Source organism: Bradyrhizobium sp. Ash2021, from assembly GCF_031202265.1.
Taxonomy (GTDB): Bacteria; Pseudomonadota; Alphaproteobacteria; order Rhizobiales; family Xanthobacteraceae; genus Bradyrhizobium.
Genome location: NZ_CP100604.1, coordinates 2,193,094 through 2,217,798 on the forward strand (window position 1 = coordinate 2,193,094; position 24,705 = coordinate 2,217,798).

General features: G+C 62.9%; 29 protein-coding genes and 1 pseudogene. 18 read left to right on the forward strand and 12 right to left on the reverse strand.

Going from position 1 to position 24,705, the window contains the following annotated elements; all coding sequences use genetic code 11:
* The first annotated feature begins 32 nt into the window (after positions 1-32).
* From NL528_RS10585 to NL528_RS10595, 5 genes are all read left to right on the forward strand, one after another.
* Complete coding sequence (locus tag NL528_RS10585) at positions 33-1,124, forward strand: sn-glycerol-3-phosphate ABC transporter ATP-binding protein UgpC (protein WP_309182632.1); 1,092 nt, start codon at positions 33-35, stop codon at positions 1,122-1,124.
* A 401-nt stretch (positions 1,125-1,525) separates the two neighbouring features.
* Entirely contained in the window at positions 1,526-1,771 is a 246-nt protein-coding gene (locus NL528_RS10590) for a DUF6719 family protein (protein ID WP_309182633.1), read from the forward strand.
* A 23-nt stretch (positions 1,772-1,794) separates the two neighbouring features.
* Positions 1,795-2,040, forward strand: coding sequence for a DUF6719 family protein (locus NL528_RS47015; RefSeq protein ID WP_375144000.1), 246 nt, complete (start codon positions 1,795-1,797; stop codon positions 2,038-2,040).
* A gap of 83 nt (positions 2,041-2,123) precedes the next feature.
* Positions 2,124-2,342 carry a DUF6719 family protein gene (locus NL528_RS47020; protein ID WP_375144048.1) on the forward strand — a complete coding sequence of 73 codons (219 nt, stop codon included), beginning with the start codon at positions 2,124-2,126 and terminating at the stop codon, positions 2,340-2,342.
* A gap of 76 nt (positions 2,343-2,418) precedes the next feature.
* Complete coding sequence (locus NL528_RS10595) at positions 2,419-2,667, forward strand: DUF6719 family protein (RefSeq protein ID WP_309182634.1); 249 nt, start codon at positions 2,419-2,421, stop codon at positions 2,665-2,667.
* Positions 2,668-2,977: 310 nt separating this feature from the next.
* Here NL528_RS10595 and NL528_RS47025 read toward each other — a convergent pair.
* Positions 2,978-3,660: pseudogene (locus NL528_RS47025) on the reverse strand (Fe2+-dependent dioxygenase).
* A 401-nt stretch (positions 3,661-4,061) separates the two neighbouring features.
* Between NL528_RS47025 and NL528_RS10610 the strand changes: the two are divergent.
* Together NL528_RS10610 and NL528_RS10615 are read left to right on the forward strand one after the other, a co-directional pair.
* A complete protein-coding gene (locus NL528_RS10610; protein WP_309182636.1) occupies positions 4,062-4,301 on the forward strand; it encodes a hypothetical protein in 240 nt (79 codons plus the stop codon).
* A 74-nt stretch (positions 4,302-4,375) separates the two neighbouring features.
* Positions 4,376-5,380, forward strand: a complete 1,005-nt coding sequence (locus NL528_RS10615) for an NAD(P)-dependent alcohol dehydrogenase (protein ID WP_309182637.1) — start codon at positions 4,376-4,378, stop codon at positions 5,378-5,380.
* A gap of 146 nt (positions 5,381-5,526) precedes the next feature.
* On the opposite strand, the gene NL528_RS10620 is transcribed toward NL528_RS10615, so the two are convergent.
* Together NL528_RS10620 and NL528_RS10625 are read right to left on the reverse strand one after the other, a co-directional pair.
* On the reverse strand, positions 5,527-6,147 hold the full coding sequence (locus NL528_RS10620) for an SCO family protein (RefSeq protein WP_375144001.1): 621 nt from the start codon (positions 6,145-6,147) through the stop codon (positions 5,527-5,529).
* Complete coding sequence (locus tag NL528_RS10625; protein WP_309182638.1) at positions 6,144-7,259, reverse strand: MBL fold metallo-hydrolase; 1,116 nt, start codon at positions 7,257-7,259, stop codon at positions 6,144-6,146. Before NL528_RS10625 ends, NL528_RS10620 begins: the two co-directional genes overlap by 4 nt.
* 215 nt (positions 7,260-7,474) lie before the next feature.
* Here NL528_RS10625 and NL528_RS10630 point away from each other — a divergent pair, with 215 nt between their 5' ends.
* Together NL528_RS10630 and NL528_RS10635 are read left to right on the forward strand one after the other, a co-directional pair.
* Complete coding sequence (locus NL528_RS10630; RefSeq protein WP_309182639.1) at positions 7,475-8,182, forward strand: glutathione binding-like protein; 708 nt, start codon at positions 7,475-7,477, stop codon at positions 8,180-8,182.
* Positions 8,183-8,323: 141 nt separating this feature from the next.
* Entirely contained in the window at positions 8,324-9,019 is a 696-nt protein-coding gene (locus tag NL528_RS10635; RefSeq protein ID WP_309182640.1) for a glutathione S-transferase family protein, read from the forward strand.
* Between the two features lie 20 nt (positions 9,020-9,039).
* Here NL528_RS10635 and NL528_RS10640 read toward each other — a convergent pair whose 3' ends face one another.
* On the reverse strand, positions 9,040-9,813 hold the full coding sequence (locus tag NL528_RS10640; protein ID WP_309182641.1) for a crotonase/enoyl-CoA hydratase family protein: 774 nt from the start codon (positions 9,811-9,813) through the stop codon (positions 9,040-9,042).
* An 86-nt stretch (positions 9,814-9,899) separates the two neighbouring features.
* Here NL528_RS10640 and NL528_RS10645 point away from each other — a divergent pair, with 86 nt between their 5' ends.
* On the forward strand, positions 9,900-10,496 hold the full coding sequence (locus NL528_RS10645; RefSeq protein WP_309182642.1) for a TetR/AcrR family transcriptional regulator: 597 nt from the start codon (positions 9,900-9,902) through the stop codon (positions 10,494-10,496).
* Positions 10,497-10,605: 109 nt separating this feature from the next.
* On the opposite strand, the gene NL528_RS10650 is transcribed toward NL528_RS10645, so the two are convergent.
* Together NL528_RS10650 and NL528_RS10655 are read right to left on the reverse strand one after the other, a co-directional pair.
* Positions 10,606-11,292, reverse strand: coding sequence for an HAD family phosphatase (locus NL528_RS10650; RefSeq protein ID WP_309182643.1), 687 nt, complete (start codon positions 11,290-11,292; stop codon positions 10,606-10,608).
* On the reverse strand, positions 11,289-11,492 hold the full coding sequence (locus NL528_RS10655; protein WP_309182644.1) for a hypothetical protein: 204 nt from the start codon (positions 11,490-11,492) through the stop codon (positions 11,289-11,291). The genes NL528_RS10650 and NL528_RS10655 overlap by 4 nt, the downstream gene beginning before the upstream one ends.
* Positions 11,493-11,594: 102 nt before the next feature.
* Here NL528_RS10655 and NL528_RS10660 point away from each other — a divergent pair, with 102 nt between their 5' ends.
* Together NL528_RS10660 and NL528_RS10665 are read left to right on the forward strand one after the other, a co-directional pair.
* A complete protein-coding gene (locus tag NL528_RS10660) occupies positions 11,595-13,190 on the forward strand; it encodes a DUF1800 family protein (RefSeq protein WP_309182645.1) in 1,596 nt (531 codons plus the stop codon).
* The gene (locus NL528_RS10665; protein ID WP_309182646.1) at positions 13,187-14,416 is read left to right on the forward strand and encodes a DUF1501 domain-containing protein; all 1,230 of its coding nucleotides are present in this window, start codon (positions 13,187-13,189) and stop codon (positions 14,414-14,416) included. The genes NL528_RS10660 and NL528_RS10665 overlap by 4 nt, the downstream gene beginning before the upstream one ends.
* Positions 14,417-14,506: 90 nt before the next feature.
* Here NL528_RS10665 and NL528_RS10670 read toward each other — a convergent pair whose 3' ends face one another.
* The 3 genes from NL528_RS10670 to NL528_RS10680 form a co-directional block, all read right to left on the reverse strand.
* Positions 14,507-15,445: an aldo/keto reductase gene (locus tag NL528_RS10670; protein WP_309182647.1), complete on the reverse strand. Its 939-nt coding sequence runs from the start codon at positions 15,443-15,445 to the stop codon at positions 14,507-14,509.
* 434 nt (positions 15,446-15,879) lie between these two features.
* Positions 15,880-16,341, reverse strand: coding sequence for a GNAT family N-acetyltransferase (locus tag NL528_RS10675; RefSeq protein ID WP_309182648.1), 462 nt, complete (start codon positions 16,339-16,341; stop codon positions 15,880-15,882).
* Positions 16,342-16,450: 109 nt separating this feature from the next.
* Entirely contained in the window at positions 16,451-17,266 is an 816-nt protein-coding gene (locus tag NL528_RS10680) for a PAS-domain containing protein (protein WP_309184856.1), read from the reverse strand.
* A gap of 220 nt (positions 17,267-17,486) precedes the next feature.
* Here NL528_RS10680 and NL528_RS10685 point away from each other — a divergent pair, with 220 nt between their 5' ends.
* Positions 17,487-17,840, forward strand: a complete 354-nt coding sequence (locus tag NL528_RS10685; protein ID WP_309182649.1) for a DMT family protein — start codon at positions 17,487-17,489, stop codon at positions 17,838-17,840.
* A gap of 33 nt (positions 17,841-17,873) precedes the next feature.
* On the opposite strand, the gene NL528_RS10690 is transcribed toward NL528_RS10685, so the two are convergent.
* The 3 genes from NL528_RS10690 to NL528_RS10700 all read right to left on the reverse strand — a co-directional run bounded on the left by NL528_RS10690 (position 17,874) and on the right by NL528_RS10700 (position 19,088).
* Positions 17,874-18,014, reverse strand: a complete 141-nt coding sequence (locus NL528_RS10690) for a hypothetical protein (protein WP_309182650.1) — start codon at positions 18,012-18,014, stop codon at positions 17,874-17,876.
* A 66-nt stretch (positions 18,015-18,080) separates the two neighbouring features.
* Positions 18,081-18,257 carry a hypothetical protein gene (locus tag NL528_RS10695; RefSeq protein WP_309182651.1) on the reverse strand — a complete coding sequence of 59 codons (177 nt, stop codon included), beginning with the start codon at positions 18,255-18,257 and terminating at the stop codon, positions 18,081-18,083.
* A 177-nt stretch (positions 18,258-18,434) separates the two neighbouring features.
* Positions 18,435-19,088, reverse strand: coding sequence for a glutathione S-transferase family protein (locus NL528_RS10700; RefSeq protein WP_309184857.1), 654 nt, complete (start codon positions 19,086-19,088; stop codon positions 18,435-18,437).
* A 128-nt stretch (positions 19,089-19,216) separates the two neighbouring features.
* Here NL528_RS10700 and NL528_RS10705 point away from each other — a divergent pair, with 128 nt between their 5' ends.
* The 5 genes from NL528_RS10705 (at position 19,217) to NL528_RS10725 (ending at position 24,703) form a co-directional block, all read left to right on the forward strand.
* Complete coding sequence (locus tag NL528_RS10705; protein ID WP_309182652.1) at positions 19,217-19,705, forward strand: hypothetical protein; 489 nt, start codon at positions 19,217-19,219, stop codon at positions 19,703-19,705.
* A 130-nt stretch (positions 19,706-19,835) separates the two neighbouring features.
* Positions 19,836-21,038, forward strand: a complete 1,203-nt coding sequence (locus NL528_RS10710; RefSeq protein WP_309182653.1) for a pyridoxal phosphate-dependent aminotransferase — start codon at positions 19,836-19,838, stop codon at positions 21,036-21,038.
* A gap of 211 nt (positions 21,039-21,249) precedes the next feature.
* Positions 21,250-21,768: a DUF992 domain-containing protein gene (locus tag NL528_RS10715; protein ID WP_309182654.1), complete on the forward strand. Its 519-nt coding sequence runs from the start codon at positions 21,250-21,252 to the stop codon at positions 21,766-21,768.
* Between the two features lie 172 nt (positions 21,769-21,940).
* Positions 21,941-22,426 carry a DUF992 domain-containing protein gene (locus tag NL528_RS10720; RefSeq protein WP_309182655.1) on the forward strand — a complete coding sequence of 162 codons (486 nt, stop codon included), beginning with the start codon at positions 21,941-21,943 and terminating at the stop codon, positions 22,424-22,426.
* A gap of 228 nt (positions 22,427-22,654) precedes the next feature.
* Entirely contained in the window at positions 22,655-24,703 is a 2,049-nt protein-coding gene (locus tag NL528_RS10725) for an elongation factor G (protein WP_309182656.1), read from the forward strand.
* Positions 24,704-24,705 lie beyond the last annotated feature (2 nt).

The window sequence follows — 24,705 nt, forward strand, 5'->3', positions numbered from 1 at the left end:
AAAGCGCGCATGCTTGGGAGGCAGGTGAGCGAATGGGACAGGTCGTCCTCAAGGGGATCAACAAGTTCTACGAGAGCGTGCACGCTGTCAAAGACGTAAATCTGCAGATCCGCGACAAGGAGTTCGTGGTGTTCGTCGGACCGTCCGGCTGCGGCAAGACCACGACGCTCAGGATGATCGCCGGGCTGGAAGCGATCAGCTCCGGCGATATCTCAATCGACGGCAACGTGATCAACGCACTTGCGCCCATGGACCGCGACGTCGCCATGGTGTTCCAGAACTACGCGCTCTACCCGCATATGAGCGTATACGACAACATGGCATTCGGCCTGAAGATGCGCAAATTCGAAAGGCCCGAGATCGAGAAGCGCGTGCGCGAGGCGGCCGACATCCTCGGCATCGGCGAATTGCTAAAGCGCAAGCCGCGGCAGCTCTCCGGCGGCCAGCGCCAGCGGGTGGCTTTGGGCCGTGCCATCGTGCGCCACCCCCGCGTGTTCCTGTTCGACGAGCCGCTGTCGAACCTCGATGCCAAGCTGCGGGTGCAGATGCGCGTTGAGCTCAAGAAGCTGCATCTGCGTCTCGGCACCACCGCCATCTACGTTACCCACGATCAAGTCGAGGCTATGACGCTGGGTGACCGGGTCGTCGTCATGAAGGACGGCGTGGTGCAGCAGGTGGGGGAGCCGCTCGAGCTGTATAATCAGCCCGCCAACAAGTTCGTCGCCGGCTTCATCGGCTCCCCGGCCATGAATTTCGCCGCCGTTACGGTGACCGAGGCGGACGGATCGCTGATCGCCGAGAACTCCGGCCTGCGCATCAAGCTGCCGGACGAGATCGCGCAGCGCCTGCGCGGCCATATCGGGCGCGAGGTCATACTCGGTGTGCGGCCGGAGGACCTCACCGTGGCGGGTAGCGCTGATCTCGACTACCCGTGCTTCGATGCGGTGATTGAGGTGGTCGAGCAACTCGGCTCGGAAATCCTGCTCGATATGAAGGTCGGGGAGAGTATCATGGTGGCGAGCGTCGAGCCGACCGCGAGGGTGAGGGTGGCCGACAAGCTGCGCGTTGCCATGCGGCGTTCCAGGCTTCACGTTTTCGACGCGCAGACCGAGGCGGCCATCTAATGCCGGCAGTTGGCCATTTTTTTACTGGTGAGGGGGAATTCGCTCAAAACCGGTGACCTCCCTGTCACCAGCTTCAATGCCGCCCGGCGAGCGCGAAGGCAGTTGGTCTAACCATTCCCGAGCCCTTCTTGCTGCGTGCTGACGAGATGATTGATGATGCCATTTGCTGCGGTACCGGAGTCCGTTATTGGCACTTTTCGGACGTGGCGCTTTCGCTCGGCGATGTCCGCTCCTTGGGGTAAAGCTGACAACATCTACTCGCGGTGAGTATTTCCGGATTTGACCCAGCTCGGACATCGAGAGCAGCCGACTTTTTGATGGCCTCCGCCCATTTACAACCTCAAGGCGTAGCGTTAGCGTTTTTCGAACATGGCTAAATTTGAGCCAACACGGAGGCGGTCATGCATACGATGCTCGTTTCGACGGCCTTCGCCTTGTTATTGGCAAGCGGCTCCTGCAACGCCCAGACCGTGCTTAAAGCAGAGCCGATGATGATGAATAGAGGCGCCGTCGTACTTGTCGACGACGGAACCTGCCCCAAGGGCCAACTCAAACAGATCTCTACGGTACTTGCCACAGGCGTCGTGACGGCCCCTTACGGTGCAGTGACGAAAAAATGCATCCAAGCCGCTTCAACGAAGCAATAGTCGATATGGGGGGATACATGAGAATGCTTTTTACTGGCTTGATAGCGTTCGCTGTTGCACTTGCTGTGGGCGGCACTTGCAGCGCCCAAGTAATTGTCAAAACAGAACCGATGGAAGGCCAACTCAGAACCGGGGTGACGATCTTGGTGGACGACGGAACATGCGGCAGGGGAAAGATTAAGCTGATAACCGCAACCGGAGGTAATGAGATGAACGGGCGTCCTCCGCGCTCCAGAACTTGCGTTTCACGTCAGGCCGATCTTCGTTGAGTTGGACAGCCACTTTTTTAAGTTGTGACAGTCTAGTTGGCGAACCGGCGCACCGTGTACCTTCAATGAATATGAAAATGTTCATGGCGAGACTAGTAGCATTCATTTTATTTGCTGCCGCGAGTGGTACCTGCAGCGCCCAGATCGTTGTCAAAAAAGAACCGATGGACTTGAGAAATGGGACCTCGGTCATGGTCGATGATGGTACTTGCGGGAAAGGCAAGATCAAACTGGTAACCGTAACACACGGCAATCCGCTGCCTGGCGTCCCTCAGCGCGATACAAAATGCGTTCCAAGATGAGGTTGATACTGCGAGCGCAACCAAGAACTCCGCAGACCCCAACGTTCGCGCTTCAATTTTGAATTGGGAGAATGTCATGAAAGCCATTATCGCATCAGCCGGTGTGGCCCTGCTCTTCGTGCTAAGCAGTTCCGGCATTGCTCAGACGGTGCTCAAAAAAGAACCGATGATGATGAATAGAGGAACGGTCGTGCTTGTCGACGATAGAAGCTGTCCCAAGGGCCACATCAAACAAGTTACCGCGCAAGGCGCCACCGGCAGTATTGACTCCCCTTACGGTGCAGTGACGAAAAAATGCATCCAAGCCGCTTCAACTAAGCAATAGTCGAAAGACAGGCTTCGGGTTGTTTGACCGCCATTGGCACAACTCGGACATGCCGCCGTGGTCGCTCTATGTCCGTTGTTGGGGGCAGAGCGGAAAACATATGCTCGCATTGAGCTTTTCAGCTTTTGACCCTAAGCAGACTCGGTCGTACCCACCGGCAAGGTTGCCATCCCCTAGTCAAGGCGTCCGCCCAGCCGATATGATGCCGCCCATTGACGTTTGGGGCGGACATGCGGCGACGCCGCCGGCCGGGGCCGAGGCGGGGAGTCCCGCGCTACCCCCTACACGCGCAAGCCCGCCCCCTGCCCGTTCACAGTTCCGTCCAACGCTGCAGCAGCTTGTGATAGTGGCCCAGAAATCCCGAGACGGACGGGTGGTCGGGATGTGTTGCCGCCAGCGAACCGATAACTTCGCCCAGGTCGTAGAGCATCGACCGCCGCGCGTCATCGCCGATCAGGCTCTGTATCCAGAAAAAAGAGGACGTGCGGATCCCCCGCGTGACCGGCGTCACCTCGTGCAGGCTCGTGGCGGTGTAGAGGATGGCATGTCCCGCCGGGAGTTTAATGGCCTTGTGGCCATACGTGTCCAGCACACGCAACTCGCCCCCGTCGTATTCCCCGGGTTCAGAGAAGAACACAGTCATCGAGAGGTCCGCGCGCATGCGCAGCCCCCCGGGGCCGGGGATGTCCATAATGGCGTTATCAATATGCGCCCCGTAGTGCTCCCCCCTTCGTACCGGTTGAACTTCGGCGGCAGCACCTTCAGCGGCTGCGCGGCAGACAAAAAGGTCCCGTTGCTGCCCAGCGCCTTCACAATCATCTGCCCGATTTCGCGTCCAACGGGGGCGCTCTGGTCGATCTGCCGGTTCCGCTTCACTTGTTTCGCCAGAACACCAGCCGTGGCCGCACCGTCGGTCCAGTTCGCCGCGTCGAGCTTTTGCCGCGCGTACGCAACCTGTTGCGGCGTAAGAAGGTTAGGAATCGCAATGAGCATGGTAAAAGGAAACCTAAAATTGGAGATTGCCGAAACGCGGAAATACAGCTTAGCCGTTCCGGAGTCGTGGCGTCAACGCAGAGGAAACAATAACCCCAGGCCGCTAGGACGCGACGCCGGTTCGACTGCTGACGTTGGCCGACGAAGTGATCGAATAATACACGATGTCGGCTTATGGCACAAAACGGACATGCTGCAGTATTCGATATCTGGTCGCTATCGGGGCGAAAGCGGACATTGAGAACGCGGCACTTAACGTCGCGAGGAAGCCGTAGTCACACCAGGGCGCGCTGCCTCGATCTGCTCCTGCTTATTTCCTGGGGGAAGCCTGCGAAAAACTATTATTGAGTGTTGAACTGTGTGTCACACTGAATTTGCGGCAATCGCCTTGGAGCATCAACATGACTGTCGTCGAACGTACATCCGCGGGCCTACAGACCGTCATTCCCGGCTGTGAGCGGCGCACATTGCCGAAATCAACGACTAGAGTAGATGAAACCGGCCAAGGTCTGCTTCATTTCTACAAGCCGCCGACTTTGCGAGAAGAACTGGCAAGACGCGCGGATGCGCCTTTGGAACCCACCAAGGGGCAAAAGGCGTTGCCAAAAGCCGGTTTGTTTTACTCTCAGCCGGTGAAGTAGCGGCTCAGCTGCGATCGGCTTCCAGACCGAGTTCTGCGAAGCGTTGAAATCCAGGGACTGGAGACAAACTTCCCGTGAAGGTCGCCGCCGTTAAGGCCCCAGGGGGGCTCGACAAGATCGTCGTCGAAGGACGCTCCGAACCGATCGCCGGACCAGGGCAGGTTTTGGTCAAACTGCACGCCAGTTCGTTGAACTTTCACGACCTCGCTGTCGTCTCCGGGAGGATCAAGACGGCCGACGGCCGCATCCCGATGTCCGACGGTGCCGGCGAAGTCGTGGGCATCGGCGATGGCGTCGGCGCCGTGAAAACGGGAGATCATGTTCTCTCAACCTTCTTTCCGAATTGGACGTCAGGTGGTCCAACGGGCGACCGGCTCAGGGGAGTGCCGGGGGATCACATAGATGGCTTCGCCGCCGAGTATGTAGCCATGCCCGCCACGGCGTTCACACGGCTGCCCAAGGGGTGGAGCTTTGCCCAGGCGGCCACTTTGCCCTGCGCCGCCCTGACCGCGTGGCGCGCGCTGATGGTCGAGGCGCGGATCAAGCCGGGAGATGTCGTGTTGACCCAAGGGACCGGCGGTGTCTCAATCTTTGCAGTTCAGTTCGCCAAGGCCGCTGGCGCGACGGTGATCGCAACCTCGTCGTCCGATGAAAAGCTGGCGCGTTTGAAAGACCTCGGTGCGGACCACTTGATCAACTACAAGAGCGATCCGAAATGGGGTCGGTCTGCGGCGGCTTTGGCTACCGGGCAGGGCGTTGACGCTGTCGTCGAAGTCGGCGGCCCCGGAACCCTGTCCCAGTCGATCCACGCCTGCCGGATCGGCGGTCATATCTCCTTGATCGGCGTGTTGACCGGGGTTGCTGGAGATGTCCCTACCGCTTTGGCCATGTCCAAGAACGTGACGATCAAGGGCATCACCGTGGGCTCTCGCCAGGAACAGCAAGAGATGATCGCCGCGATCGACGCTAACGGCATCCAGCCGATCATCGACTCAACGTTCCCGCTGGATGCGATCGCGGCTGCGTTCCGGCATCAGGTTTCGCAGAGTCATTTCGGAAAAATTTGTCTTACGTTGTGATCAGCGAAACCGGATGATGCCTCGCGCGAGCGCGGTTTCACCTCCTGGGCGTCGCCGCCGCCAATTCATCTTGGGCGAGGCGGCCATGGTGCGAGATGTCCGCCGTTGGGGTTGAAGCGGACGAGGGAAGGACATCGTCAGGCGCGCTATCTTGCCGGTTCACCAAGCCGCGGCCGGATGATTTCCGCCATGCGGTCGGCGGTGGTGCCGGGCGGGAAGAAGCCGAGATAATTGCCGTCGCGGTCCATCAGATAGATGAAGGCGGTGTGATCGACGGTGTAGTCGTCGGCCGCTTTGCCGAGGGGGACTTTTGCGTAATAGACCTTGTAGGCGTCGGCGGCCCTGCGGATCGCCTCGGGGCTGCCGGTCAAGCCGATCAGGCGCGGGTGAAACATCGGCACATATTGCGCCAGATGCTCCGCCGTGTCGCGCTCGGGGTCGACGGTGATGAACAGCGGCTGCACGCTGGCGGCGTTGCTGCCCAGCTTGTCCAGCGCGAGGCCGATCGCTTGCAGGTCGGTCGGGCAGATATCGGGACAATAGGTGAAGCCGAAATAGACCAGCATCAGCTTGCCGCGAAAGTCGCGCTCGGTGCGGGTATGGCCGGTCTGGTCGGTGAGCTCGAACGGCCCGCCGACCAGCTCCCGATTCCACATCAGGATGTCCATGATTTCCGCAGCCGACCGCGCCGGTGCGTCGCCGGCGCAAGCCGGCGCCAACATCAGCCACAGGCTGACGCCGACCCGGCAGGCGGCGCGAAACGTCATATGCCGAAGGTGAGGCGGCTGCCGGTGGTGGTGACCAGCACCTTGTCGCCCATCTGCGCGGTGGCCTCCTGGACGAAATTCAATCCGCTGCAATGCATCGGAATCACCACGTCGGGATCGAGTTTCCTGACCTCGGCGACGACCTCCTTGAGGTAATCCGCCGGCGCCGGTCCGAGATGGAAGCCGCCGACGATGGCGTGAACTTTCTGAATGCCCGAGACTTCCTGCGCCTGCTTGACCGAATTGACGATGCCGACATGGCCGCAGGAACTGATCACGACCAGGCCCATATCCCTGACGTTGAAGCAGGTCGCGTGCTCGTGGATGTGCTCGTCGGGCACGATCTTGCCTTCCATCTCGGCCGGCAGATAGTGGCCGGCATTGCAGCCCAGCCCATCTTTGATGCCGAATTCGACCCAGGTCTGCGGCAGGATGCGCTCCATGCTGCGCCGCGTGATCTTGCCTGTCGTGAACGCATGGCCGGCGATCACGGTCGGCGTTTCGCACAATACAGTCGTGACTTTCTGCGCGGCGAGCTGGCGGCGATCGAGCGCGCCGAAATCAGAGAACTGGCCCTTGGTCGCCGTCGGATTGACGCGATGACAGAAATTGTCCTCGCCGCCGGCATAGAGCTTGACGTCGGCGGGCAGCTTGTCGCGGAATTTGTCGAGGAAGCCGAGCAAGCCGCCGAAATGATCGTAATGGCCGTGGCTGACGATCAGCGCATCGAGTTTCGACGGGTCGACGCCGACCAGCTCCATGTTGTTGATGAGGACGTCGGGCGTATAGCCGTAATCCAGCATCAGGGTGCGCTGGGCGCCCGCGGCCTGCGATTCCAGCCACAGCGACAATCCCCATTCATTATGCAGGGTCTTGCGGAAATCGGCGCCGCGCGCCATCGGCACGATCGACACGCCGTTGGCCTGCTTGGGGCGGAAGAACTGATCGAAACTGCTGTCGACCAGCACGCGGATCGAGAGCTTGTCGACCGTCGGCACCTCGATCGGCGCGGCGCTGGCGATCTCGACGCATGAAAACGCGTTCGCGGCGGCGGCGCCGGCGAATGCAGCTGAAGCTTTCAGAAAATCCCGGCGCGCCAGATCCCTGGTCATTTGACTACCCCGATAATTTCAGTCGTGAAATCCGCAATCAGGCCGGTGAGCTTAGGTCCAATCGTGCATCAGCTCAATATGGCGGACGCGCGAGGCCGCCCATCACTTTCGCGCGCGTCATGCCAATACCATTGACTTGAGCGCACGATCCGACCACATTCATGCATCGGCATCCACTTTTGCGATGCACGGTTTCATCAGCCCAGGATCGTCCCATGATCGACCTCCATTACTGGACCACGCCGAACGGTCACAAGATAACGATGTTCCTCGAAGAGGCCGGCCTCCGTTACAAAATCTTCCCGGTCAACATCGGCAAGGGCGATCAGTTCAAGCCGGAGTTTCTGGCGATCGCGCCGAACAACCGGATCCCGGCGATGGTCGATCACGAGCCGAAGGGCGGGGCCAAGCCGATCTCGATCTTCGAATCCGGCGCGATGCTGCTGTATCTCGCCGAGAAGACCGGCAAGTTCCTGCCCGCTGATTTCTACGGCCGCTACGACGCGATCCAGTGGACGTTCTGGCAGATGGGCGGGCTCGGGCCGATGGCCGGCCAGAACCATCACTTCCGAAATTACGCCGTGGAAAAGATCAAATACGCCATCGACCGCTATGTGAACGAGACCAACCGGCTCTACGGCGTGCTCAACAAGCGGCTTTCCGATCGCGAATTCATCGCCGGCGAATATTCGATCGCAGACATGGCAAGCTATCCCTGGATCGTGCCTTACAAGAACCAGGAGCAGAACATCGACGATTTTCCGCATCTGAAGCGCTGGCTCGAGACCATCCGCGAGCGGCCGGCCACGATGCGCGCTTACGCCCTCGCCAAGGAGGTCAATCCGAATTTCGGCCAGCCCGCGATCCGCACCGAGGAAGAGCGCAAGCTCTTGTTCGGGCAAACCGCAGCGGTGGTGCGGTAGGACATCGGCACCACTCTATCAACGTCATTGCGAGCGCAGCGAAGCAATCCATAGAGCGGCACAAAGAAAGAATGGATTGCTTCGTCGCAAGCGCTCCTCGCAATGACGGTTCTTGTCCGACGCCCGCGCGAGGATTAATCGATGCCCCTCAAACTCTACGAACTCGTCGGCAGTGACGACGCCCGTCCGTTCAGTCCGTTTTGCTGGCGGACGCGGATGGCGCTGGCGCATAAGGGGTTGTCGGCGGAAACGATCCCGTGGTGTTTTACCGACAAGGCCGCGATCGCCCCGCATCAATCCGAAAAGGTGCCGGTGCTGCTCGACGGCGATAAGCCGATCGTCGATTCCTGGGTGATCGCCAATTATCTCGAAGACACTTATCCGGACCGGCCGTCGCTGTTCGGCGGCGAGGGCGGCCGCGCCATGGCGCGGATGCTGAACTGGTGGGGCGACGTCACCGTGATGGGCGGCATGTTTCCGTTGATCGTCGCCGACATCCCCGCGCATCTGAAGCCGGTCGACGCCGCCTATTTCCGCAAGACCCGCGAGGCCCGTTTCGGCAAGCCGCTGGAAGAAGTCACAGCCGGCCGCGACAAAACGGTTGAGGGTTTTCGCAAATCGCTCGATCCATTGCGGCTGACGCTGCGGACGCAAAACTATCTCGGCGGCGCGGCGCCGAATTATGCCGACTATATCGTGTTCGGCCCGTTCCAGTGGGCGCGCGTGGTCAGTCCGTTCAAGCTGCTCGCCGAGGACGATCCGGTTTATGCATGGCGTGAACGGCTGCTCGATGCGTTCGACGGCATGGCGCGGAAATCGCCGGGGTATGCGGTTTAGCACTCTCCTCCGGCACCTTCCTACCGCGGACGCGCGGCCCACGTCTCAAGCCCCTCGGCGAGATCGCGCGTCGGCACCATCGCGGCGAATTGTTCGCTCTCGACCAGAAGCCCTTCGGCGATGCCCATGTTCAGGCCGCGCGTGACGGCGGTGATGATGCTGCCGACCGCGAGCGGCGAATGTCGCATGATACGCCCCGCCAGTTCGCGCGCCGCCGGCAGCAGTTCGTCGTGCGGCACGACGCTGTTGACGAGCCCGATCTCCAGCGCCCGCGCCGGCGGGAAGGGCTCGCCGGTCAGCAGCAGTTCCAGCGCGCGCTTGCGTCCGGCCAGACGCGGCAGCCGCTGGGTGCCGCCAAAGGTCGGCGGCATGCCGAGATTGATTTCCGGCTTCGCAAACCGTGCCTTGTCGCTGGCGATGGCGAGATGGACCGCCTCGGTGATCTCGCATCCGCCGCCGAATGCGATGCCGTTGACCGCCGCGATCACCGGCTTCCTGAAGGCTTCGAGCCGCGCCGTCATGGCTTGCCCGCGCCGGACAAAGTCCCGGATCGCGGTATTGGTCCCCCGGCGCAGGCTTGCCGAAAATTCTGATATGTCGGCCCCGGCGGAAAACGCCCGGTCGCCGGCGCCGGTGAGGATGATGCCGCGCACCTCGGACGCGACCTCGATGATGTCCAGCAGCGCCATCAGCCGGTCGATCAGTTCGTAATTGAGCGCATTGAGTTTTTCCGGCCGGTTCAGCGTGACGAGCGCGATCCCGTCCTTGGTGTCGAGCAGCACGGCGTCGGACATGGTGGTGGTCTCCCTGGTTCGATTGGAAGCCACCGTACGATGCGCCGGATGTTGTGTATATTCACTGGTTGGTATACATACCCGGCATGGCTCGATCCGAAACCGATACACGTCAACGCATCATCGCGGCGGCGAGCAAGCTGTTCTACAGCGAGGGCATCAAGAGCGTGAGCGTCGACGCGGTGGCGGCTGCCGCCGGCGTCACCAAGCGCACGCTGTATTATCATTTCGACAGCAAGGACGATTTGATCGCGGCCTATCTCGGTGGCCGGGACCAGCCCAATCTGGCGCTGTTCCAGCGCTGGTTCGCCGAGAGCCGTGGCGGCTTGCCGGCCAGGATCGAGGCCATCTTCAAGAATCTGGCCCGCTCCGCCCGGCATCCGAAATGGAAAGGCTGCGGCTTTCTGCGCACCTCAGCCGAGCTTGCCAACATGCCCGGCCACCCCGCGATCAAGATCGGCGCCGCGCACAAGAAGAAATTCGAAAGCTGGCTGCGCGTCACCTTCGAGGCGGAGGGGATCGCGCAGGCGTCCAGGCTCGCGCGGCAGATATTGCTGCTGCTGGATGGTTCCTTCGCCGTCGTTCTCCTGCATCGCGATCCCTCCTACATCGAGACCGCCGGCGAGGCCGCCGCTTCATTGACCAGTGCCGCCATGCGGACACGGCGCCGCGCCGGGAGTTGACAGCCGTCCAGCGCGCTCCACGTCATTGCGAGCGAAGCGAAGCAATCCATCTCACAGCGTAAAGAAAGAATGGATTGCTTCGTCGCTTCGCTCCTCGCAATGACGGCCGTTACGCGCGCCGCGCAAGCCCGCCGCGGTCAAGCAGCATCGCCCGCACCGCGTTGAGATCGGACAGCACTGCAACGCATCGCGCCCGCGACTCCTCGGTCGGCGGCACCATGTCGGGCACCATGATGGTGATGGCGCCGGCGGCGTGCGCGGCGGTCACGCCGTGATTGGAATCTTCCACGGCGACGCAAAGTTCCGGCTTCACGCCAAGTCGTGCCGCCGCCAGCAGATACAGATCGGGGCTTGGCTTGCCGCGCGTGACGTCGTCACGGGTCAGGATGGTGTCGAAGCGCGACCGGATTCCGGCAAGCGTCAGGTGCTCGTGGGCGGTGCGTCGCGACGACGAAGTTACGATCGCAAAAGGACATTCGATCGCCTGCAGCGCATCGAGCAGCTCGATCTTGCCATGCTTGAGCGGCAGGCCGGCGCCGATGAATTCATCCCGCCTGGCGACGAAGGCTTTGGTGATTTCGGCGAGCGGAAAGTCGTCGCCGTAACGATCGATCAACAGGCGTTCGCAGTCGGGGCCGGGAAGTCCGACCATGGCGCGGCACAGCGGAGCGACGTCATCGGTGAAGCCGCAGGTATTCAGCGCCGCGATCAGGCTTTCGAAATAGACTTTTTCGGTGTCGAGCAGGGTGCCGTCCATGTCGAGCAGGACGGCACGGATGTTCCATCGGCCGGTCACGTCGAAGCCGCTTCTGCCGCCTGCTTCGCCTTCTGGCGCAGGCAATCCGCGCACAGGCAGTCGCTGCCGTCGAACGGCATCGGCAGCAGAAAGGTCTCCTCCGCGCACCAGCACGGACCCGACGGGTTGCAGGTGAATTCGGTGCCGCAGCCGGCGCAGGCGAGGCGGCGCGAGGGCGAATTTTCTAACCGATTTGTCATGAATCTGGGCCGCGTCCCGCTGCGGAATTAATCTCAGGTTCATTTCGAAGCGCGTTATACTGCGCGTCAATATACGCCCGGGAATGGTTCAAGGGAAATCCGATGGCCCGCGATTCGCAAGCCGCGCTCGTTGCGCTCAATCGCTTCGGTTTCGGTGCCCGCGGCGGCGCGTCGGGCGATTTCGTCAACGCCGCCTCCGATCCGCGCGGCTTCGTCAAGGCCGAACTCTCCCGCCCCAACGGCGTGCTGCTCGAAGTGCCCGGCCTATCGTCGACCCCAGCGCTGGGCAAGGCGGTGTTCGACTATCAGTTCGAGATCAAGCAGGCCCGCGACGCGGCGTCGAAGTCGGGCGCGCCGGCAACCGCGACCGAAGGCCCGCCACAGCAAGCATCGCCGGATGCGCGCGTGCAGCGGCGAAACCTTTCGCTCTCCAGCATCGCCAAGGACATCACGGCCAAAGAACCGGCTAAAGAATCTGCCAAAGAAATGGCAATGCAGACCGCCGAGAACGGCAGCGCCAGTGCCACGATGGCGCCGGCCGAGACGATGCAGCCTGCCGCGGCAAAACCGCCGCCGCAGCCGCTCAACATCATCCAGAAGACGTTTCGCGCCGAGGCGCTGGCGCGGCTGCAGCGCGCGACGATCGCCGATTGCGGATTCGCCGAGCGGCTGGTGGTGTTCTGGTCCAATCATTTCTGCATCTCCGCCAACAAGGGCCCGCTGGCGCGGATGTGGGCGGGCTCGTTCGAACGCGAGGCGATCCGGCCGCATGTGCTCGGGCGCTTCGTCGACATGCTGCAGGCGGTCGAGCAGCATCCGGCGATGCTGTTCTTCCTCGACAACCAGCAATCGCTCGGTCCGGATTCGCGCGCCGGGGTCAACCGCAACCGCGGCCTGAACGAAAATCTCGCGCGCGAGATCATGGAGCTACATACGCTCGGCGTCGGCGGCGGCTATTCGCAGGACGACGTCACGTCGCTGGCGCGCATCATCACCGGCTGGACCTATGCCGGACGGCAAGGCCAGCTCGGCACGCCCGGCACCTTCGTGTTCAACGCCAATGCGCACCAGCCCGGCGCGCAACGGGTGATGGGAAAAATCTACGAGGCCAATGGCGTGGCGCAGGGCGAGGCGGTGCTGGCGGATATCGCGCGCCATCCCTCCACCGCAAAGTTCGTCGCCACTAAATTCGCCCGTCACTTCACAGCCGACGAGCCGCCGCCTTCGCTGGTGGCGCGGCTGCAGGATGTGTTCACCAAAAGCGACGGCGACCTCAAGGCGTTGGCGACGGGGCTTGTGGATTCCGATGAGGCCTGGCAGGCGCCGCTGACCAAGCTGCGCTCGCCTTACGAATTCCTGGTCGCCAGCGGCCGGCTGCTGGCGCGCAATCCGGAAGATGCCGGCCGCTATCTCAACGGCCTCAACGTGCTGGGCCAGCCATTATGGTCGCCCGCCGGGCCAAACGGGTTTCCCGACACCAACGCGGCCTGGGCCGCGCCCGAAGGCATCAAGCTGCGTCTCGATATTTCTGCGCAGATCGCCTCGAACCTCGCCGACCGGATCGATCCGCGCGATCTGCTCGAACTGGTCGCGGCGGACGCCGCCTCGCCGGAAACGCGGCGGACCATCGAGCGCGCGGAGTCGCGGCAGCAGGCGCTGGCGCTGCTGCTGATGTCGCCGGAATTCCAGAGGAGATGACGATGGATTGCTGCGAAAGCCCGATGGCATCGGCCACGTCACGCCGCGCGCTGCTGCTCGGCGGCGCTTCCTTTGCGGCCTGGGCCTATTTGCCGAAATTCGCGCGCGCCGCCGACGGCCGCGATCCGCGGCTGGTCGTCGTGATCCTGCGCGGCGCGCTCGACGGGCTCGCCACCGTGGCTCCGATCGGCGACCCTGATTATGCCGGCCTGCATGGTTCGATAGCGCTGCGGACCGATGGGCTGAATGCGGCGGTGATGCTGGATTCGTTCTTCGCACTGCATCCGGCGATGCCGGCGTTCGCGCGGATGTACCGCGAGAAGAAGGCCGCGGTGATCCATGCGGTCGCGACCTCCTATCGCGACCGCTCGCATTTCGACGGCCAGGATGTGCTCGAAAGCGGCTTTGCCGGGCCGGGCCGGGTGCAGTCCGGCTGGCTCAACCGTGCGCTGGAAAACTTGCCGAGGGGCGACCGGGTGATGCGTGCGCTCGCGGTCGGTCCGACCACGCCGCTGGTGCTGCGCGGCTCGGCACCCACCGTCGGCTGGGCGCCGGTCGCGCTGCCGCAGGCCGCCGACGACACCGCGATGCGGCTTGCCGAACTCTATCAACACCGCGATCCCGCGCTGGCCACGGCGCTGACCCAGGGCCTGCAGCTCGACAAGGCAGCCCAGGGCGACGACATGAAGCCGAAACCCGGCACCAACGGCGTGGCCGCGATGCGGCTGGTAGCGCGCGGCGCGGCCAAACTGATGGCGGCCGATGACGGTCCGCGGATCGGCGCGCTCGCCTTCGACGGCTGGGACACCCATGCCAATGAAGGCGGCCCGGTCGGCCGGCTCGCTCAGCTCTTGTCCGGGCTCGACGGCGCGCTGGCGGAATTCGAAAGCGGGCTCGGCGAGCGCTGGCGCGACACCGTGATCGTGGTCGCCACCGAATTCGGCCGCACCGCGCGCATCAACGGCACCGAAGGCACCGATCACGGCACCGGCACCATCGCGCTGCTCGCGGGCGGCGCGGTGAAAGGCGGAAGGATGATCGCGGATTGGCCGGGGCTGAAGCTCGCCAATCTCTATCAGGGCCGCGACCTCGCGCCGACCGCCGATTTGCGCGCGGTCATGAAAGGCGTGCTGCACGACCAGTTCGGCCTTGGCGAACGCGTGCTGGCCGAGCAGGTTTTTCCCGACAGCGCGCCGGTGAAGCCGATGAAGGGATTGGTGGCATAAGGCCGTCATTCCGGGGCGCATCGAAGATGCGAACCCGGAATCTCGAGATTCCGGGTTCGCCCTTCGGACGCCCCGGAATGACGAACTTACTTACTTCGTGATCCCGTCGATCTCGGCGATCTCCTCCGCGCTCAACGCCCAGTCGATCGCTTTCACGTTCTGCTCGACCTGTTCGATGCGGGTGGCGCCGGCGATCACGCTCGAGACCGGCGGGCGCGACGCCAGCCAGGAGAAGGCGAGTTCGAGCATGCTGTGGCCGCGTGCCTTGGCAAAGGCCTGCAGCTTCTCGACGATGTCCTCGTTGCGCGGCGTCACGTAGCGATCCCTGAGCGCGGGCGCCTTGCCGAACCGCGTATCTTCCGGCGCGGCGGCGCCGCGCTGGTATTTGCCGGTCAACAGGCCGGAGGCCAGCGGGAAGAACGGCAGCAGGCCGAGATTGTATTGCTGTGCCGCCGGCAACAGATCCTTCTCGATGCCGCGCACCACGAGGCTGTATTCGTCCTGGCAGGAAACGAAGCGGCCGACATTCATCGCGCGCGCGACGTGCTCGGCCTCGGCGATCCGCCACGCCGGAAAATTCGAATTACCGATGTAGCGGACCTTGCCCTGGCGGACCAGATCGTCGAGCGCGCGCAGGCTTTCCTCGATCGGCGTCAAGGAATCGTAATCGTGCTGCTGGTAGAGATCGATGTAATCGGTCTTCAGCCGCGTCAGGCTGGCCTCGACCGCGGACATGATGTAGCGGCGCGAGGCGCCCTGCCTGGTGCCGTCCTTGCTCATCGGCTTGGAATATTTGGTCGCCAGCACGATGTCCTTGCGGCGATCGCCGAGCACGGCGCCGAGCACGGTCTCGGAGCCGCCCATACCGGCATAGATGTCGGCGGTGTCGAACAGCGTGATGCCGAGGTCGATTGCCCTGTGGATCACCTTGCGCGAGGTTTCGAGATCGGTGCGCTGGCCGAAATTATTGCAGCCGAGGCCGACGGCGGAAACACGCAGGCCGGAGCCGCCGAGATTGCGAATTTGCATGGATGATCCAGTAGGGTGTGGGCAAGAGAGGGGCAGGGGACAGGATCATAGTGTGGCGCCCGCGCCTTGGCGCTGCAAGGTGCGGTCATACCGTGGGGCCTCAGGCCGGTCGCCCGCAGCCGTCAATTGCTTGTGAGTGTAGCGCAAAAAGATGCGGCCCCGGTCAGACGCGGCGACTGACGGGGGCCGCTTGGGGCGCGTGATCTGAGACGGGGGGCCTGATCATACGCGAGGCGCAACCTAGCCGCGCTTTATTACGCGGCCGTGACAACTGGACTTATCCACAGGCGGGCTGCGAAGTGGGCCGTGTCCCGGACGCGGTGCAGCGTTCTTCACGCTGCTCCGCAGAGCCGGGACCGATCACACCAGACGATAGATGGACCCCGGATCAGCAGCGCACCGCTCACGCGCTGCGCAGCGTCCGGGGAACGCCGTCAGAAAATCTTGCGATAGACGATGAAGCCGGATTTTTCCGCTACCTTGTCGTAGAGCAACTGCGCGGTGTGATTGGTTTCGTGCGTCTGCCAGTATACGCGGGACGATCCGGCGCGCGTCGCCTGCTCGTAGACGCCATTGATGAGGGCGCGGCCGACGCCCTTGCCGCGCGCGGCCTCGCTGGTGAACAGATCCTGCAAATAGCAGGTCGGCTCGATCGCCGTGGTCGAGCGGTGAAACAGGTAATGCGTCAGCCCGAGCAGTTCACCACCGCTCTCGGCCACCAGCGCGTGCACCGGCTCGTACGCGTCGAAGAAGCGCGCCCACGTCATCGCGGTGATTTCGCCCGCCAGCGCGGTCGGTCCCGATCGTTTGTAAAATGCGTTGTAGCCGTCCCACAGCGGCAGCCATTGCTCGTAGTCCTGCCGGGTGACGAAGCGAACGGTGACATCGCTGGACATGAGTATTCCTGCATTTCCAAGGAAGGTAGCGCGCGAATATGGCGCCGGCCTTTACTATAGGCAGGCGTGAGCCCGATCAATCGTGCGGGATGCAGCTTGCGCGGCGCGCTTATTCCGCAGCGCGCAAGTGCCGGGCGAGGCTGCGCGCGCTGCCGCGGCGCAGCGACCGCAGATAGTCGGCTTGCGCGGGATCGTCGGTATGACGGACGAGATCGGTGACGGGCGTATAGCTCAGCATGCGCCCGCCGTCCGGCAATGCCGTGCAGCTGAAGCGCAGCACCTGTCCGTCGGCGAGATTGATGTTGATCGGGGTGGAATCGCCCGATCGCATCATCTCGGTCCGCCGCGCGATGAAGGCGCTCAATTCGTCCTCGGGCAGTTCGTAGGCGCCGGTGTCGCGGCCGTGATACATCAGCGCGATGAACGGCGGCTTGGAGTCGGCCTGCGCGTCGGACAGCGCGAAATAGTCGCGGAAGGCCCGGTTGATGAATTCGGCGCGGGTATCGGAATCCAGCAGCACGATGCCGATGTCGACCTCGTCGAGCGCGGCCGCCAGCCGCATCGAGGTGGCGTGGTGTGCCTGTTCGGCTGCGAACGCCTCGATCCATTTTTGCCGCAACAGGCCGGTGATCGCAGCCGTGCCGGCGGCCGTCGCCGCCAGCATCATCATCCGCGCCATGTCCGACATGTCGTAGCCGGGCAGCGCGCGGTGATTGAGAAAGAACAGCGCCGAGGAAGCCACCGCGATCGCGGCGCTGACCAGGCCGGAGGCGATGCCGCTGACGGAGCTTGCGAAGGCGACGATGCAGACGAACAATGGAGCCGGATTGGGCACGGCAACGACATGACGATCGACAAAGAAGGCGGTCAACGCCGTCGCCGTCGTCAAAATTGGACCGGAGATTGCACGCCAGTCGAACTGCATGCCCATCCTCGTCGTCTCCCGGAATGAGGCGGGCAGTTTGCCGGATATTTCCCTAGATATTTCCAGGGGCTGCGGCTTTTTGAGGTCGCATCCTGAAGCGGTGGTTGACCGGTCAGGCAAAACTTTCGCGGTTTTTAAATGAAATGATAATGGAACGCGCCGGTGGAACAGGGTTCCATGCCTGATCGTTAGCGCGCGTGACCGAGCCAAGAGGATATTGATGCCCACCATTTCACCGTCGATCCTGCCGATCCTGATGCTGTTTGCTTCCAACGTCTTCATGACCTTCGCCTGGTACGGTCATCTGAAATTCAAGCAAAGCCCGCTGCCGCTCGTCATCATGGTGAGCTGGGGAATTGCGTTGTTCGAATACTGGCTGGCGGTGCCGGCCAACCGCTGGGGCAGCGCGGTCTATTCGGCAGCGCAGCTCAAGACCATGCAGGAGGTGATCACGCTGGTCGTGTTCGCTTGCTTTTCGGTGTTGTATCTGAAGGAGCCGCTGGGCTGGAACCACGCGCTCGGCTTTGGCTTCATCGCCGTCGGGGCGTTTTTGATCTTCCACAAATGGAGTTGAAGCGGCGATCGTCGCTGATGCGTTGCTGGCGCGTCACTTCGCGGCCGGCCACAGAACCTGCGCCGCTGGATCGCGGCTTTCGCCATGCGTGCCGGTGGCGATCAGCAGCGATGCCGCCAGCAGGATCGCCAACGTCAGCCCGACGGTCACTAGTCCGACAGGTGTTTTCATCATGGACCGATCGCGATGCCGATCATCGCGTAGTGCCGTGCCAAAGGTACAAACGGAAAAGCGCCGGGATCACATCGAAATCGGCATCGCCATGCTGACCTTGATCGAGAGCACGGTCATTACGACCGCGAGGCACAGCGACAGCGCACCGATCGCCAGCGAGGCGGCAATGGCGTTGGTCAATCGGGAAGAGGCGACAGGCGCAAGGCGGCTTTCGAAGCCGGCCGTGCCGGGCGACCTTATCATGGTCCGAATCCTTCAGGACGCGGACGAATCACCCGCGACGTCAGGCAATCTCGCAATCCTCGCGGGCAACATTGCGGCGGCTCCCGCCCGGAAAATGGCCAAATCGCCGCAAAGGTTAACGTTGGTTCCGCCATTGTTAACGTCTATGGCGTTTTCGGCCGAACGGCCGCCGGACGATCAAGCCCCGGCGGCAAGGCGGGCGGGATCGTCGATCTCGGCCTCCGGGCTCCAGTCCATCGACACGAAACCGGGGGTCTGCTCGACCCGCCGCAGCCAGGCGCGGATCGCCGGGAAGGTCGCCAGATCGTAGTCGCAGCGGTCGGCGACGTGGGTGTAGCCGTACAGCGCGATATCGGCGACGGTGAGCTGGTCCGCGGCAAAATATTGATGGGTCTTGAGGTGGTTTTCCATCACCTGCAGCGCCGCATAGCCGCGCTCCATCCAGTCTTCCAGCGCGTGGGTCTGCAGGTCGCGGCCGCCCTTGACCAGCGACAGCCAGAAATAGGCCGCGCCGATGTTGGGCTCCAGCGCGTGCTGTTCGAAGAACATCCACTGCAGCGCTTCGGCGCGTTCGACCCGCGATTCCGGCGCCAGCGGCGTGCCGCCACAGACGTACCAGAGGATGGCGTTGGACTCGGCGAGGTAGCGTCCTTCGGCGACTTCCAATAGCGGCACCTGTCCGCTCGGGTTCTTCGCCAGAAAATCCGGCGTGCGGCTTTCGCCGCGCAGGATGTCGATCTCGATCGCATGATACGGCACGTTGAGCAGCGCCAGCGCAAGGCGGACCTTGTAGCTGTTACCGGAGCGCTGCATCGAATAGAGCGTGTACATCTGTTCGGATTTCATTCGATCGATCGAGCGCATTGCACGCAGCGCAGGGATTGCCAAGGATTCATCTTGTCGCGTCGCAACGCAGCTAAACAATGATGCCGATGCGGGTGCGTCGCAAGAGGTTCGCAATGGAAAAAGTCGAAAACCTCTACCGCACTGCACGCGCGCAGAATGATTCCACTAACACACCAAAACAAATCAGATCACGCTTGCGCGACTCTCGGCGCCGACGCGCTGCAACGAACCGTGCCGGCTGGCCGATTCGGAATCGCGAAAGTCTTGTCGCGAAAGTCTTGTCGCGGAAGCCTTGTCGCGGAAGTCTTGGTCCGGTCCGGCCCGCGCGCGAATACGATCGCAACGCGATCATCGTCGCCGAGCGGACGTCCGGCTGGATCTTTTCCTATCGTGCCCGGCCCGGTTCGGGCGCCGCGTGCGGGGCCCGGGCTGCAGTCGCGCGGCCGGTCCGGGCCAGCCGGCCTGCGGCACATCTCGGAGCAATCGGTGCAGATGCGCTCGGTCGATCAGGCTGGTGGCGAGGCCGCAAGCCATTGCCAGAAATGAGTCATTTCGGCGCGGAATTTTTCCGAATGTTGCGCAAATCCGGCGGCCGGCATTGATGTATCTCTAAAGTTTTGAGGTTTCGGGCCAAGCTTCTTGCGATGCAGCGTCCAGCGCCTTAGGGTGCATCGATCCCATCCAAATAGAGTCGTGGATTTCCGTGTTCACGACGTTTGCCAGGAGATGATGATGCCCTTCCTGTCCGCTGCGCTCGACCGTGTGAAGCCGTCCGCGACGATCGCGGTCACGGATAAAGCACGCGCGCTGAAAGCGGCGGGACGCAACGTCATCGGCCTTGGCGCCGGCGAGCCGGATTTCGACACCCCCGGCAACATCAAGCTGGCGGCGATCCGTGCGATCGAGGCCGGCAAGACCAAGTATACCGATGTCGGCGGCATCCCCGAGCTGAAGGAAGCCATCATCGGCAAATTCCAGCGCGAGAACGGACTGACCTACAAGCCGAACCAGATCATCGTCGGCACCGGCGGCAAGCAGGTGCTCTACAATGCGCTGATGGCGACCATCAATCCCGGCGACGAGGTCATCATTCCCGCGCCCTATTGGGTGAGCTATCCGGAGATGGTAGCGCTCGCCGGCGGTGAAACCGTTCCGGTCGTCTGCACGGCGGCGCACGGCTTCAAGCTCAGCCCCGCGGATCTGGAAAAGGCGATCACGCCGAAGACCAAGTGGATCATTCTCTGTTCGCCGTCGAACCCGACCGGCGCGGCCTATACGCGTGCCGAGCTGAAGGCGATCACCGACGTGCTGGTGAAATATCCGCATGTCTGGGTGATGACCGACGATATGTACGAGCATCTGGTCTATGACGACTTCGTGTTCACGACGCCGGCGCAGATCGAGCCGAAGCTGTACGACCGCACCCTGACGGTGAACGGCGTCTCGAAAGCCTATTGCATGACCGGCTGGCGCATCGGCTATGCTGGCGGCCCGGCGGAGCTGATCAAGGCGATGGCGACGATCCAGTCGCAATCGACCTCGAACCCGTCGTCGATCGCGCAATGGGCCTCGGTCGAAGCGCTCAACGGTCCGCAGGAATTCATCCCGGTGCACAACAAGGTGTTCAAGGAACGCCGCGACCTCGTGGTGTCGATGCTCAACCAGGCCAAGGGCATCGAGTGCCCGCGGCCCGAAGGCGCGTTCTACGTCTATCCGTCCTGCGCCGGCACCATCGGCAAGACCTCGCCGTCCGGCAGGGTGCTCGCCAATGACGAGGATTTCGTCACCGAGCTCCTGGAGAACGAAGGCGTCGCCGTGGTGCAGGGTTCCGCGTTCGGTCTGGGACCGGCGTTCCGGATTTCCTATGCGACGAAAACCTCCGATCTCGAAGACGCCTGCAAGCGCATCCAGCGCTTTTGTGGCAATTTGAGATAGAGCGCTTTCAAGCGAAGCCTGTCCCGCACCTGGATAGCGGGATGGGTTCCGGTTCGCGCCAAGAAATCGCGTCGGAAAAAAGGCGTGTCAAATCACATCACACGTCGAACCCTGATGTTTTGAAGGCATCTTTTTGGAAGCGCCTTGTTTTGGACACGGCGCTTCCTTCCTGTCCGCTCCGCTATTTCAGTTCATCAAGCGGAGACTACCAATGCGACTCTCGACACTCAGTATCGCCATCGCGGCCCTCGCGGCATCGATCGCCAGCGCCAACGCGATGCCGCCGGTGCGCGCCGGCATCCTGCAATGCCAGGGCGGCCAGAATGTCGGCTTCGTCGTCGGCTCGGTCACCAGCCTCGAATGCGTGTTCCAGAGCGAAGGCCGCCGTCCCGAACCCTATATCGCTACCGTGCGCCGGATCGGTCTCGATCTCGGCATTACCGAGCAGACCCAATTCACCTGGGCGGTAAATGCGACGAACTCCAGGCTCGCGCGCGGCGATCTCGCCGGCAATTATGGCGGCGTCGGCGCCAATGCCTCGGTCGGCATCGGCGGCGGTGGTAATTTCCTGGTCGGCGGTCCGGCCAATGCCTACGCCCTGCAGCCGATCAGCGTGCAGGGGCAGACCGGGCTGAACGTCGCCGCCGGTGTCGCCGGCCTTGAGCTGCAGCCGGTTCAGTTCGGCGGCGGCCGCCGGCACTATCATCACCGGCATCACCATCGCGGCTGAAGAAATATAAGGTAACGAAAAAGGCCCGCGGAAGCGGGCCTCTTTTTTATTTGCGCAATGGCCAAAATCTGGCACCGGGGCTTCCGTTGTGGCATAGAACAGCTAGCGCCGCGGGCACGGCGCCGTTTTTGTTCTCTTGCTCGCATCGCAGCTTTCAGCCGGAGATTTCTTCATGCGTCGCTTCATCATCCTCGCCAGTGCCGGCTTGACCATGCTGGCCGCATCCATCGCCGGAGCCAACGCGCAAGCGCCGATGCAACGCGTGCAGGTCGGCGTTCTGGAGTGCCGCGGCGGCGCAAGCGTCGGTTTCGTCGTCGGTTCCGTGACCAATCTCGGTTGTGTGCTGCGGGTCGATGGCGTGCCTGACGACCGCTATATCGCGACCATCCGTAAAGTGGGTCTCGATCTCGGCATCACCCAGGAATCGGCGCTGGCCTGGGGCGTGTTTGCGCCGGCGGCGCGGCTCGGGCCGGGCGACCTCACCGGCGATTATGCCGGCACACAGGGCAGCGCGACGCTCGGCGTCGGCGTCGGCGGCAATGTACTGGTCGGCGGTTCCAACAATTCGATCGCGCTGCAGCCGCTCAGCTTGCAGGGCCAGGTCGGCGTCAACGTCGCTGCCGGGCTGGAAAGCCTGGAACTTAGGCCGGGACGGTAATCTTGTCCCTCGCCGTCATTGCGAGGAGCGAAGCGACGAAGCAATCCATTCTTTCTTCGCATGGTTAGATGGATTGCTTCGCTGCGCTCGCAATGACGCTGGGGCGCCTGGAGCCAGCCCTTAAGGATGCACCGCAGCGAATTTTTCTCCCTTGCCAAATCGCCGGGACGGGCGGAGCATCAGTGCGCCGACCCAATCAAGGGCCGAGCTCCAGATGAGGAGGCGGCAATGGGACAGGACGTCAGAAGTCCCCGAGGTCCACGGTGCATTGCGCTGGTGGGCCCTTTCCAGAGCGGTAAAACCACACTGTTAGAAGCAATTTTGGCGCGGACGGGCGCCATTCGTAATGCCGGCAGCGTCGATGCCGGAACCTCCGTCGGCGATGCCAGCCCCGAGGCGCGCCACCACAAGATGGGCACCGGCCTCACCGCCGCCACCACGAGTTTCATGGGCGACAACTATACCTTTATCGATTGTCCCGGTTCGATCGAGTTCGCGCATGACATGCGCGCCGCGATCCCGGCGGTCGATGCCGCGGTCGTGGTCTGCGAAGCCGATGAAAAGAAGCTGCCGCAACTGCAGATCATTTTGCGCGAGCTCGAGGATCTCGGTATTCCCCGCTTTCTGTTCCTGAACAAGATCGATCGCGCCAACAAGCGCATCCGCGAGACGCTCGCGACCTTGCAGCCGGCGTCGCGCGTGCCGCTGGTGCTGCGCCAAATTCCGATCTGGAACGGCGAATTGATCGAAGGCTTTGTCGATCTCGCGCTGGAGCGCGCCTTTGTCTACCGCGAACATAAGCCTTCCGAGGTGGTCGACCTCGAAGGCGGCAATCTCGACCGCGAAAAGGAAGCGCGGTTCTCGATGCTGGAGAAGCTCGCCGATCACGACGACGCGCTGATGGAGCAATTGCTCGAAGACATCCAGCCGCCGCGCGACGCGGTGTTCGACGATCTCGCCCGCGAATTGCGCGAGGGGCTGATCTGTCCGGTGCTGCTCGGCGCCGCCTCCCGCGAGAACGGCGTGCTGCGGCTGATGAAGGCTCTGCGGCATGAAGCGCCCGGCATTGCCGAGACCGCAAAGCGTCTCGGCGCCACCTCGCAAAAGGATGCGCTGGCCTATGTGCTCAAGACCGTGCACCTGCAGCACGGCGGCAAGCTGTCGCTGACGCGGCTGCTGGCCGGCCATCTCGATGACGGCGCGACGCTGCAATCCTCGTCGGGCGAAGCCGGGCGGGTATCGGGTATCCTGGCGGTCAACGGCGCACACGATACCAAACGCGCCGCGGCGGAGGCCGGCGAAACCGTTGCGCTCGGCAAGCTCGATGGCGTCAAGACCGGCGATACGCTGTCGAGCGGCAAGACCGCGCCGCCGGCGCTGGTGACGCTCGAACCGACGCCGCCGGTGCTGGCGATTTCGCTTTCGGCGACCGATCGCAAGGACGACGTCAAGCTCGGCCAGGCGCTGCAGCGGCTGAACGAGGAGGATCCGTCGCTGACCATGATCCAGAACCCGCGCACCCACGACATCGTGCTGTGGGGGCAGGGCGAGATGCATCTGCGCGTCGCGCTGGAGCGCCTCAAGGACCGCTTCGGCGTCAACGTCAAATCGCAGCCGCCCGCGATCGGCTATCAGGAGACGATCCGCAAGGCGATCACCCAGCGCGGCCGGCACAAGAAGCAGTCCGGCGGCCATGGCCAGTTCGGCGACGTGGTGCTGGAGATCAAGCCGATGCCGCGCGGCACCGGTTTCGAATTCCACGAAAAGGTGGTCGGCGGTGCGGTGCCGCGCAACTATATCGGCGCGGTCGAAGAGGGCGTGGTCGACGGTCTCGCGCGCGGGCCGCTCGGTTTCCCCGTCATCGACCTTCACGTCACCTTGACCGACGGCTCCTACCACAGCGTCGACTCCTCCGATCTCGCGTTCCGCACCGCGGCGCGGATCGGCATGAGCGAGGCGCTGCCGCAGTGCCAGCCAGTGCTGCTGGAGCCGATCCACCAGGTTGAGATCGTCTGTCCGACCGATGCCACCGCGAAGATCAACGCCATCCTGTCGGCACGGCGCGGCCAGATCCTCGGCTTCGATACCCGCGAGGGCTGGCCCGGATGGGATTGCGTCCGCGCCACCATGCCGGAGGCGGAGATCGGCGATCTGATCGTGGAGCTGCGCTCGGCCACCGCCGGCGCCGGCGGCTTTACGCGGGCTTTCGACCGCATGGCCGAAGTCACCGGCCGCGCCGCCGACCAGATCATCGCCGCGCACCGGGTCGCGGCGTAAAT